Origin of the sequence: Streptomyces ruber, from assembly GCF_014648075.1 — a bacterium.
GTDB classification, from domain to species: Bacteria; Actinomycetota; Actinomycetes; order Streptomycetales; family Streptomycetaceae; genus Streptomyces; species Streptomyces ruber.
The window spans coordinates 274,974-286,506 of record NZ_BMQK01000008.1 but is presented as its reverse complement, the minus strand read 5'-3'; the positions used below and the strand labels follow the sequence as shown (position 1 = coordinate 286,506).

7 protein-coding genes and 3 tRNA genes are annotated in these 11,533 nt (G+C 71.5%); 5 read left to right on the top strand and 5 right to left on the bottom strand.

From position 1 onward, the window contains the following. Positions 1-182 precede the first annotated feature (182 nt). Together dnaG and IEZ04_RS19750 are read left to right on the top strand one after the other, a co-directional pair. On the top strand, positions 183-2,081 hold the full coding sequence (dnaG, locus tag IEZ04_RS19755) for a DNA primase (RefSeq protein WP_189218219.1): 1,899 nt from the start codon (positions 183-185) through the stop codon (positions 2,079-2,081). A 158-nt stretch (positions 2,082-2,239) separates the two neighbouring features. Beyond that, complete coding sequence (locus IEZ04_RS19750; protein WP_189218218.1) at positions 2,240-3,556, top strand: RNA polymerase sigma factor; 1,317 nt, start codon at positions 2,240-2,242, stop codon at positions 3,554-3,556. 54 nt (positions 3,557-3,610) lie between these two features. On the opposite strand, the gene IEZ04_RS19745 is transcribed toward IEZ04_RS19750, so the two are convergent. The 4 genes from IEZ04_RS19745 to IEZ04_RS19730 all read right to left on the bottom strand — a co-directional run bounded on the left by IEZ04_RS19745 (position 3,611) and on the right by IEZ04_RS19730 (position 9,366). Continuing rightward, on the bottom strand, positions 3,611-5,545 hold the full coding sequence (locus tag IEZ04_RS19745; RefSeq protein ID WP_189218217.1) for an ABC transporter ATP-binding protein: 1,935 nt from the start codon (positions 5,543-5,545) through the stop codon (positions 3,611-3,613). Beyond that, the gene (locus tag IEZ04_RS19740; protein WP_189218216.1) at positions 5,545-7,278 is read right to left on the bottom strand and encodes an ABC transporter ATP-binding protein; all 1,734 of its coding nucleotides are present in this window, start codon (positions 7,276-7,278) and stop codon (positions 5,545-5,547) included. Before IEZ04_RS19740 ends, IEZ04_RS19745 begins: the two co-directional genes overlap by 1 nt. A gap of 206 nt (positions 7,279-7,484) precedes the next feature. Then, a complete protein-coding gene (locus IEZ04_RS19735) occupies positions 7,485-8,939 on the bottom strand; it encodes a xylulokinase (protein ID WP_189218215.1) in 1,455 nt (484 codons plus the stop codon). A gap of 121 nt (positions 8,940-9,060) precedes the next feature. Beyond that, positions 9,061-9,366: a YtxH domain-containing protein gene (locus tag IEZ04_RS19730; RefSeq protein WP_189218214.1), complete on the bottom strand. Its 306-nt coding sequence runs from the start codon at positions 9,364-9,366 to the stop codon at positions 9,061-9,063. A gap of 175 nt (positions 9,367-9,541) precedes the next feature. Here IEZ04_RS19730 and IEZ04_RS19725 point away from each other — a divergent pair. From IEZ04_RS19725 to IEZ04_RS19715, 3 genes are all read left to right on the top strand, one after another. Continuing rightward, a tRNA-Asn gene (locus IEZ04_RS19725) sits at positions 9,542-9,614 on the top strand. Between the two features lie 5 nt (positions 9,615-9,619). Then, positions 9,620-9,692, top strand: a tRNA-Asn gene (locus IEZ04_RS19720). A 181-nt stretch (positions 9,693-9,873) separates the two neighbouring features. Then, positions 9,874-9,947: transfer RNA gene (locus tag IEZ04_RS19715), tRNA-Ile, on the top strand. Positions 9,948-10,484: 537 nt separating this feature from the next. Here IEZ04_RS19715 and IEZ04_RS19710 read toward each other — a convergent pair. After that, positions 10,485-11,522, bottom strand: coding sequence for a rod shape-determining protein (locus tag IEZ04_RS19710; protein WP_189218213.1), 1,038 nt, complete (start codon positions 11,520-11,522; stop codon positions 10,485-10,487). Positions 11,523-11,533 lie beyond the last annotated feature (11 nt).

Genomic DNA, 11,533 nt, shown 5'->3' with positions numbered 1-11,533 from the left:
GAGGCTCAAGCCGGGCCCACTGGTCGTTTGTCAGATCCCCACGTCCCACAGGACGTGATCATCAACGAACAAGATCCACTTTCGCAACAGACCCTAGGCGGTCGCGGGCCGTGCGTCCGGGGTGCGGCGACGCACTCCGGACACACGGCGAGGGTGTCGGCGGGTCCCCGTAGAATTCACGCGTGGCAGGACGGATCAACGACGAGGACGTGAAGGCGGTACGGGACGCGGTCCCGATCGACGCCGTGGTGTCCGAGTACCTCCAGCTGCGCAACGCGGGCGGCGGCAACCTCAAGGGCCTGTGCCCGTTCCACGACGAGAAGTCGCCGTCCTTCCAGGTCAGCCCCAGCAAGGGGCTCTTCCACTGCTTCGGCTGCCAGGAGGGCGGCGACACCATCACGTTCGTGATGAAGGTCGACCACCTGTCCTTCTCGGAGGCCGTCGAGCGCCTCGCCGCCCAGGCCGGGATCACCCTGCGCTACGAGGAGGGCGGCTACAACCCCGCCCACCAGCGCGGCGAGCGCATCCGCCTGGTCGAGGCGCACAAGCTGGCCGCCCAGTGGTACGCCGAGCAGCTGGCCACCAGCCCCGAGGCGGACACCGGCCGCACGTTCCTCGCCGAGCGCGGCTTCGACCAGGCGGCGGCCGAGCACTTCGGCGTCGGCTACAGCCCGCAAGGGTGGGACCACCTCACCCGTTACCTCCGCGGCAAGGGCTTCACCGACAAGGAGCTGGTCCTCTCCGGCCTTTCCCAGGAGGGCCGCCGCGGCCCCATCGACCGTTTCCGCGGCCGCCTGATGTGGCCCATCCGCGACATCGGCGGCGAGGTCGTCGGCTTCGGCGCGCGCAAGCTGTACGAGGCGGACAACGGTCCCAAGTACCTGAACACCCCCGAGACGGCGATCTACAAGAAGTCCCAGGTCCTGTACGGCATCGACCTGGCCAAGAAGGAGATCGCCAAGAGCAGCCGGGCGGTCGTCGTCGAGGGCTACACCGACGTCATGGCCTGCCACCTGGCCGGCGTCACCACCGCCATCGCGACCTGCGGCACGGCCTTCGGCGGCGAGCACATCAAGATCCTGCGCCGGCTGCTGATGGACAACGGCTCGGCCCGCGTGATCTTCACCTTCGACGGCGACGCGGCCGGGCAGAAGGCGGCCCTGCGCGCCTTCGAGGACGACCAGAAGTTCGCCGCCGAGACGTACATCGCCATCGCGCCCGACGGCATGGACCCCTGCGACCTGCGCCTGATGAAGGGCGACGAGGCGGTCGCCGACCTGGTCGAGCCGAGGACCCCGCTGTTCAAGTTCGCGCTCCAGCAGATCGTGCGGCGCTACGACCTCGACACCCCCGGCGGCCGCGCGGCGGCCCTGGACGAGGCGGCACCCGTGGCCGCCCGCATCAAGGAGCGCACCGCGCGCCGCGAGATGGCGGTCGAACTCGCGGGCCTGGTCGGCATCCTGGACCCGGAGTTCGTGGTGGACCGCGTCGGCTACCTGGCGCGGCGCGGCGCGGGCAGGAACGAGGGGCCGGCACCGCGCACGGCCCGCGGACCGGAGGCGGTCACGGCGCCGAGCCGGCCCTTCGCGGGCCCGCCCCTGACCCTGCGCAACCCGGCCGCGAAGACGGAACGCGAACTCCTCAAACTGGCGCTCCAGCGCCCCGAGCTGGTCTCCCCGGCGTTCGACGCCTTCGAGGTGGACGAGTTCACCGCCGCGCCGTACGCCGCCGTGCGCCAGGTCATCGCGGACGCGGGCGGCGCGGAGTACGGCGTCCACTCCCCGCAGGACTACCTCGTCCTGGCGCGCGAGGCGGCCCCGGACGACTCGGTCCGGGCGATGGTCACCGAACTGGCCGTGGAACCGATCATGCGCCGCACGGTCGACGAGCACTACGCGGGCGAACAGCTCGTCACGGTCCGCCGCCGGGCCGTCGAACGCCGCGTCCGCGACCTCCAGTCCACGGTCGCCCGGCTCTCGGCCGCGGGCGACCCGGCCGCCCTGGCCGCCGCGCAGAACGAGCTGTGGATCCTCCAGCAGTACGACCAGGCCCTGCGGGAACGCGGCGCGGAAGCGCTCTGACACCCGACCCCGAAACCGTCGTCCGCCATTCAAGGTGTTTCGCCCGCGGGCGGCTGCCTACTCGAACGTCAGGGTAACCGGGTGGTCACGGACCGGACTCAAAAAGTCACCGCACGCCCCTCGTGGCGGCGATGTGTCGTACTCCACACTGGGTTCCGGTGCCTGAGTCCTCGGAGCGCGGCCGATCCGTCCCCGACGGGTCCGTGACCCCCGCGATTCCGCTCATCGACTACGGGATGGCCGGCGGCGAGGCCGGCGACGCCATCCCCGACCTACCGCTGCCGCGCGTCCGGGCAGCGACATTCCTGGAGGTCGCCCCCGTGCAGACCCAGACCCTCACCCAGACCGACATCGGTGCGGACGGTACGGAGCCCGACGCGGATTCCGCCGTCGTCACGGCGGTGCCCTCGCAGAGCCGTGTCGCGCACCATCCCGAGACGGAACCGCGGGACGCGTCACCGGAGCCCGACGAACCGCCGTCGGACGCGCTCGACCAGGCCGAGGCGCCCGATCCCGAACCCGTCGAACCGGCGGACGCGTCCCGCACCCGCGCCGAGACCAGCGGCCCGTCCTCCGACCTGTTCCGCCAGTACCTCCGTGAGATCGGCCGCATCCCGCTGCTGACGGCCGCCGAGGAGGTCGAACTGGCCCGCCGCGTGGAGGCCGGCCTGTTCGCGGAGGAGAAGCTGGGCAGCACGCCCGATCTGGACAGCGAACTGGCCCTGGACCTGGACCGGCTGGTCGTCATGGGCCGCATGGCCAAGCGGCGCCTGATCGAGGCGAACCTGCGCCTGGTGGTCTCGGTGGCCAAACGGTACGTGGGCCGCGGCCTGACGATGCTGGACCTGGTCCAGGAGGGCAACCTCGGCCTGATCCGGGCGGTCGAGAAGTTCGACTACGCCCGCGGCTACAAGTTCTCGACGTACGCGACCTGGTGGATCCGCCAGGCCATGTCCCGGGCCCTCGCCGACCAGGCCCGGACGATAAGGGTCCCGGTCCACGTGGTCGAGCTGATCAACCGGGTGGTCCGCGTCCAGCGCCGCATGCTGCAGGAACGGGGCTACGAACCCTCCCCGGAGGAGGTGGCCGCCCACCTCGACCTGCCGCCCGAGCGGGTCGGCGAGGTGCTGCGCCTCGCCCAGGAGCCGGTGTCGCTGCACGCCCCGGTCGGCGAGGAGGACGACGTCGCCCTCGGCGACCTGATCGAGGACGGCGACGCGACGAGCCCGGTCGAGTCGGCCGCGTTCCTGCTGCTGCGGGAGCACCTGGAGGCGGTGCTGTCCACGCTGGGCGAGCGGGAACGCAAGGTGGTGCAGCTCCGCTACGGCCTGGTGGACGGCCGCCCGCGCACGCTGGAGGAGATAGGCCGCATCTTCGGCGTGACCCGCGAACGCATCCGCCAGATCGAGTCGAAGACCCTCAACAAACTGCGGGACCACGCGTTCGCGGACCAGCTGCGCGGCTATCTGGACTGACGGCGCCGCCCCCCGCCGGGGCACGGTACGGAGCCCCGGCGGAGGCGGGCGCTCTCAGTCCACCTCCGCCACCGCCTGCGCGAACTGGGCGGCGTACAGCCGCGCGTACGCACCGCCCGCGGCCAGCAGCTCCTCGTGCGCCCCCTGTTCCACGATCGCCCCGTCCTCCATCACCAGGATCGTGTCCGCGTCCCGGATCGTGGACAGACGGTGGGCGATCACGAAGGACGTCCGGCCGTGGGCGAGCTTCGCCATCGCCTTCTGGATCAGGACCTCCGTCCGGGTGTCCACCGAACTCGTCGCCTCGTCCAGCACGAGGATCACCGGGTCCGACAGGAACGCCCGCGCGATCGTGATGAGCTGCTTCTCGCCCGCGCTCACCCCCGAGCCCTCGTCGTCGATCACCGTGTCGTACCCGTCCGGCAGCGTCCGCACGAACCGGTCCGCGTGCGCCGCCCGCGCCGCCTCCTCGATCTCCTCCCGTGTGACCTCGCGCGCGGCGCCGTACGCGATGTTCTCCGCGATCGTGCCGCCGAACAGCCAGGTGTCCTGGAGCACCATGCCGATGCCGGCCCGGAGTTCGTCCCGCGACATCCTCGCGATGTCCACGCCGTCCAGCGTGATCCGCCCGCCCGTCACCTCGTAGAACCGCATGAGCAGGTTGACCAGGGTGGTCTTGCCCGCTCCCGTGGGGCCGACGATCGCCACCGTCCGGCCGGGTTCCACCGTCAGCGACAGGTCCTCGATCAGCGGCTTGTCGGGCTCGTAGCGGAAGGAGACCTTCTCCAGCGCCACCCGCCCGCGCAGTTCCGCGGGACGCGCCGCCGCCTCCGGGCGCGGGTCCGGCTCCTGCTCCTCCGCGTCCAGCAGCTCGAAGATCCGCTCGGCCGACGCGATCCCGGACTGCACCAGGTTCGCCATCGACGCCACCTGCGTCAGCGGCATCGAGAACTGCCGGGAGTACTGGATGAAGGCCTGCACGTCGCCGATCGACAGGGCGCCCGAGGCGACCCGGAGCCCGCCGACCACCGCCACCAGCACGTAGTTCAGGTTCGAGACGAACATCATCAGCGGCTGCATCATCCCGCTGTTGAACTGCGCCCTGAACCCGGCCTCGTACAGCCGCTCGTTCTCCTCGGCGAACTGCTTCGCCGACTCCTCCTGCCGCCCGAACACCTTCACCAGCGTGTGCCCGGAGTACATCTCCTCGATGTGCGCGTTGAGCGCCCCCGTCGTCCGCCACTGCTGCACGAAGTGCGGCTGCGAGCGCTTGCCGACCCTCGTCGCGACGACGAGCGACAGCGGTACGGTCACCAGCGCCACCAGGGCGAGCAGCGGGGAGACCCAGAACATCATCACCAGCACGCCCACGATGGTCAGGAGCGAGTTCACCAGCTGGCCGAGCGACTGCTGGAGCGTCTGGCCGATGTTGTCGATGTCGTTCGTCGCGCGGCTGAGCACCTCGCCGCGCTGCCGCCGGTCGAAGTACGACAGCGGCAGCCGGGACAGCTTCGCCTGGAGGTCGGCGCGCATCCGGCCGACCGTCAGGTTGATGGCCCGGTTGGAGAGCCGGGTCGCCGCCGCCATCAGCAGCCCCGCCCCGGCGAACACGCACAGCGCCAGCAGCAGGACGTTCCCCACGGCGCCGAAGTCGATGCCCTCGCCGGGGGTGAAGTCCGTGCCGCTCAGCATGTCGGCGACGCGGCCCTCCCCGCGCTCCCGCATCGACGCGAGGACCTGGTCCTTGGTGGCGTCCGCGGGCATCCGCCCTCCGATGACGCCCGCGAACACGAGGTCCGTCGCCCGGCCCAGGATCCACGGGCCCAGCACCGACAGACCGACGCTCAGCACGGCGCAGGAGAGCATCACCAGCATGGTGGTCCGCTCGGGGCGGAACTGCGCGAGCAGCCGTTTGCCCGACCCCTTGAAGTCCATGGACCGCTGATCGGGGCCGCCCCCGGCCATCATTCGTCCCATCGGCCCGGCCATCAGGCAGCCTCCGCTTCCGTGAGCTGGGAGAGCACGATCTCCCGGTAGGTCTCGTTGCCGTCCATCAGCTCGTGGTGCCGGCCCGTGCCCACGACCCGGCCCTCGTCGAGGACGATGATCCGGTCGGCGTCCCGGATGGTCGACACCCGCTGGGCGACGATCACGACGGTGGCCTCGGCGGTCTCCGCGGTCAGCGCGGAGCGCAGCGCCGCGTCCGTGGCGTAGTCGAGGGCGGAGAAGGAGTCGTCGAAGAGGTAGATCTCCGGGCGCTGGACCAGGGTGCGGGCGATGGCGAGACGTTGCCGCTGGCCGCCCGACACGTTCGTGCCGCCCTGCGCGATCGGCGAGTCCAGCCCCTGCTCCAGGCCCGCCACGAACTCCCTCGCCTGCGCCACCTCCAGCGCGTGCCACAGCTCCTCGTCGGTGGCGTCCGGATTGCCGTACCGCAGGTTGGTGGCGACGGTGCCCGCGAACAGGTACGGCTTCTGCGGCACCAGACCGACCGTCCGCGCCAGCAGCGCCGGATCGAGGGTCCGCACGTCCACCCCGTCCACCAGCACCTCGCCCTCGGTCGCGTCGAACAGCCGGGGGACGAGACCGAGCAGGGTGGACTTGCCGCTGCCCGTCGACCCGATGACCGCCGTGGTCTCGCCCGGCCGGGCCACCAGGTCGATGCCCCGCAGCACCGGCTCCTCGGCACCCGGGTAGCGGAACCCGCCGCCACGGATCTCCAGCGTCCCGCGCCGCCGCAGCTCCCGTACCGGCTCGGCGGGCGGCACGACACTGCTGTCGGTGCGCAGCACCTCCTGGATGCGCTCGGCGCACACCTCCGCGCGCGGCATCATCATGAACATGAAGGTGGCCATCATCACGGACATGACGATCTGCATCAGATAGGCGAGGAACGCGGTCAGCGCGCCGATCTCCATCCCGCCGCTGTCGATCCGGTGCGCGCCGAACCACACGACCGCGATGGAGGACAGGTTCACCACCGTCATGACGATCGGGAACATCAGCGCCAGCAGCCGCCCGGTGCCGAGGGAGACGTCCACGAGTTCGTCGTTGGCCGTGCCGAAACGCTCCTTCTCGTAGGTGTCGCGGACGAAGGCACGGATCACACGGTTGCCGGTGATCTGCTCGCGCAGCACCCGGTTCACGGTGTCGAGCCGGTCCTGCATGGAGCGGAACAGGGGCCGCAGCCGCCGCACGATGAGGCTCACCGAGATGCCGAGCACCGGGACGACGGCCAGCAGCACCCCGGACAGCGGCACGTCCAGGCCGAGGGCCATCACGATGCCGCCCACGCACATGATCGGCGCCGACACCACCAGCGTGAACGTCATCAGGGCCAGCATCTGCACCTGCTGGACGTCGTTCGTGGTCCGGGTGATCAGCGAGGGCGCACCGAACTGGCCGACCTCACGGGCGGAGAACGACTGCACCCGGTCGAACACGGCCGCCCGTACGTCCCGGCCGACCGCGGACGCCGTGCGGGCACCGAAGTACACGGCACCGACGTTGCACACGACCTGGGCGAGCGAGATGCCGACCATCACGGCGCCGTGGGACAGGATGTAACCGGTGTCCCCGGCCACCACGCCCTCGTCGATGATGTCGGCGTTCAGCTGGGGCAGGTAGAGGGTGGCACACGTCTGCACGAGCTGCAGCAGCACCAGGAACGCTATGGGTTTCTTGTACGGGCTCAGATAGGTCCGCAACAGTCTTATGAGCACGCGAGGTCTCTCGTCGTCGAGGAGGGATGGGAAGCACCACCCCCCATCGTCAGACACTCCCCCGGTGTTACCTCAACCGATTAAGCCGAGAGGGGACCATGGACCGTCCGTGCTCGGTCCATGTGCCTACGTCGTCGGACGGGCGCGTCCCGTCAATGCGCGCGCCCGCGCCGGGCGTTCGCGCCCTGCCGTGGCCTGTCGCGGGTTCACGTCCGGAACGCCCCCGGGTGCGTCTGCTCGCGCACCGACACGTACTGCTGGCGCACCGCCTGGCCCACGGCCAGCTCCTCGCCCGGCTCCAGGACCTGCGCGGGCGCGCCGCGCCAGGCCGGCGGGGTGTGCGGGTCGAGGGTGCCCTGCGAGACGCCGAGCGCCCAGGCCGCCTGCCGGGCCGCGCCGATCGCCGCGTAGTCGCCGGGCTGCGGCACGACCACCTGCGCCCCGAACAGCGCGGGCGCCGCCGCCTGCACGGCCGGCAGCTCCGCCACCGCCCCCAGCAGGAAGATCCGCCGGACGTCGACACCACGCCCGCGCAGCACGTCCAGCGCGTCCGCGAGCCCGCACAGCATGCCCTCGAACGCGGCCCGCGCGAAGTGTTCCGGCCGCATCGACTCCCGCCGCAGCCCGGTCAGCGTGCCCGCGGTGTGCGGCAGGTAAGGGGTGCGCTCGCCCTCCAGGTACGGCAGCAGCACCAGCCCGTGCGAACCCGGCGTCGACTTCATCGCCAGGTCGGACAGGGTCTCCAGATCGGGCACCCCGAGCAGCTCGGCGGCGCCGCGCAGCGTCCGTACGGCGTTGAGGGTGGTGACCACGGGCAGGTGCATGCCCGTCGCGTCGGCCAGCGAGGTGATCATTCCGCTGGAGTCGACCAGGGCCTCGGGGTGCACGGCCATCACGGACCCGGAGGCGCCGAGGGACACCACCGCGTCCCCCAGCCCGATCCCCAGCCCGAAGGCGGCGGCCATGGTCTCGCCGGTGCCGGCGGAGATCAGCAGCCCCTCCGGCGTCGTACCGGCCGCCTCGGCGGGCCCGAGCACCTCGGGCAGCATCGCCTGGTGCCCGAGCGCCAGCTCGACGAGGTCGGTGCGGTACGCGCCGGTCGCCGCCGACCAGTACCCGGTGCCGGAGGCGCCGCCCCGGTCCGTGGTCCGTCTCACCGGCCGTCCCAGCAGCTGCCACACCAGCCAGTCGTGGGCCTGGAGCAGCACCGCCGTCCGCGCCGCGTTCTCCGGCTCGCTCCGTGCCAGCCAGCGCAGCTTGGTCACCGGCTGCGCGGCCTGCGGCACAGAGCCCACGGCCTCGGCCCAGGCGTGCCGCCCGCCGAGCCCGTCGACCAGGTCGGCGGCGGCGACCTGGGCCCGCTTGTCACCGCCGACGAGCGCGGGCCGCACGGTGTTGCCCTGCGCGTCGAGCGGGACCAGCCCGTTCTGCTGCGCCGAGGCCCCGATCGCCTGCACGCCCTCCAGGAGCCCGCCGCCGGCCGCCTCGCCCAGGGACAGCAGCCACGCCTGCGGATCGACGTCGGAGGGACGGCCGCCGCTCTCGGTCCTCTCCAATGGGTGCGCGGCGTATCCCTGCCGCAGGACAGCCCCGCTGTCCGTGTCACAGACGACGATGCGCGTGAAATCCGGCGAACTGTCCAGCCCGGCGACTATCCCCATGGCAGAAATTCTGCCGTACGGGAAGAGGTGGGCGTGCCGCCCGGTGTGCGGGGAGACGGCAGGGGCACCGGGTGACGAGTGTCACCCGGTGCCCCGCGGTCCGTGATCCCCGGCCGTCGCCTCAGGTCCTGCTGGTGCCCCAGTCGTCCGCGCCGCTGCCGGCCGCGTGGCGCTCGCGCAGGGTCTTCACCCGCCCGGCGACCGAGTCGGGCATGCGGTCGCCCACCTTCTCGCTCACCGCGTGGTATGCCTTGCCGGCGATCGAGCGTCCCTGCTGGGCGGCCGACTCCGCGGTGTTCCGCACCGCGGGGTTCTGTGCCACCTGGCGGGCTGATTTCTTCAGTTGCTCGTAACGCTCCCGCCCGGCCCGCGTGCCCAGCACGTAGCCCAGGGCCAGTCCGGCGACGAACGTGAGCCGGTAGAGCATGGCGGCCACCTTCCTTGCGTCTGCGTCGGTTCCGATCATCCTGCGAACTGCTGCGGCACTCGCACAGGAGTACCGATTGGCGGAGCACCCCCCTGCTTGCGCTAATGTATGTGTCGCAGCGAGCGCGCGCCCCCTGGCGGATACCCAGGTAGGTACGTTCGATGCACCGAGGCATTCCTCCGTAGCTCAATTGGCAGAGCAGCCGGCTGTTAACCGGCAGGTTACTGGTTCGAGTCCAGTCGGGGGAGCTCGATCCCCTGTAGCTCAATTGGCAGAGCAGCCGGCTGTTAACCGGCAGGTTACTGGTTCGAGTCCAGTCGGGGGAGCAGCCCGAACGAGGACCCCTTCAGGGGTCCTTTTTCATGTCCCGTTCCCTGCCCGGCGGAACCGCTGAACCCCTGGTGAAGTCCTGATGGGCAGGTGAAGCCGACCATCCGAAGCAGGAGATCGTATGAGCGGCTATGCTGCGGCAGACGGCGCGCACACATGTACGCGGCGCGCCGTATCGGGGCGGTAGCTCAGCCGGTTAGAGCAGCGGACTCATAATCCGTCGGCCGTGGGTTCGAGTCCCACCCGCCCCACTCGGCACCTCGCGTGCAGAAACGATGTGAGCTGCCTCATCGTCCGCCCCGGCTGGTATTCGCCAGTCCGGGGCGGAGGCATGTCCGGGCCCGCCCTGTCGCACGGGAGGCGCGGGCCACGGCGCCGGGCGCCCCCGAGGGGCCGTGACGCGCGGCGGCTCGCACGGAGCGGACGGAGCTGTCCGGAGCGCCCGGAGCGGGGCCCTTGGAGCGCCCCGGAACGCATCCGAACCGAGGACTCCGTTCCGTGGAGGCATGGCGGGTGCTCCCGTGGGCACGGATGTACCAGGTCGCGCAGGCGAGGCGAGGCTGATCGCATAAGGCGGAGGACGGACACGTACGGACAGACACGGGCACGCACGGACACGTACACGCCAGCCACAGGGACGCAACGGGCACACCATCGGGAGGCCGTCATGAACCGCCGGATCCGCATCCAGACCAGCCGCCGGCCCTCCGCCCCGCGCGAGACCCCCGTCGACCGGCGGACGCCGTCCGGACGGGTGCTGCCCTACTGACCGTGCGTCCGGCCGGGGCTCAGCGCGTCAGCTTGTGCAGCTCCAGCGGCTGGATCCGCCCCTCCATCATGGCCCCCAGGCCCTCGATCGCGCACACGTCGGGACGCTCGGCGATGTTCACCGGCATGCCCGTCGCCTGCCGCAGCATCTGGTCCAGGCCCGGCAGCAGCGCGCTCCCGCCGACCATCACGATCCCCCGGTCGGCGAGATCGGCGACCAGGTCGGGCGGGCACTCCCGGAGCACCTTGCCGACGCCGTCGAGGATCGCGGTCAGCGGGGTCTGGATGGCGTCGCGCACGGCCGCGGTGTTCACCCGCACCGAGCGGGCGAGCCCGGTCGCCACGTCCCGTCCGTGGATGTCGGTGAAGGCGGGCCCCTGCGCGGTGAGCCCGTTGCCGGAGAGGGCGACCTGGAGCGGCCGTACCGACTGGCTCGGCAGCATCAGCTCGTGCTGGTGGCGCAGGTGCTGCACGATCGCGTGGTCGACGGCCTCGCCGCCCACCGGGACGCGCTGGGCCGTCACGATCGAGCCGAGCGAGAGGACCGCGAGCTGGGTGGCGGCCGCGCCGCACACCATCACCATCGTGGCCTCCGGACGCTCCACCGGCAGTTCGCAGCCGACCGCCGCCGCGATGAGCGTGTCGACGAGCTCCACGCGCCGGGCCCCGAGGCCGACCAGCGTCTCGATCGTCGCCCGCCGGGCGAGCGGGTCCGAACCGTGCGGGGTACAGGCCGCGGCGCGCAGGAAGGGCTTGCGGCGGAGCGTGCGGCGCATCCGGTCGCCGATCAGCTGGCGCAGCATCCGCTGGGCCATCTCGATGTCGACGACACTGCCCCCCGACACCGGCCGCACCACACGGATGTAGTCGGGCGTACGGCCGTTCATCCGCTCGGCCAGCTCGCCCACCGCGATCAGCGCACCGGTCCTCGTGTTCACGGCGGCCACGCTCGGCTGGTCGACGACGAGGCCGGAGCCCTTGATGTAGACGCGGCTCCTGGCAGCGCCCAGGTCGACGGCGAAATGGCAGCGGCGCAGCTGGTCCAGACTGGCGGTCATGGCGAATCCTC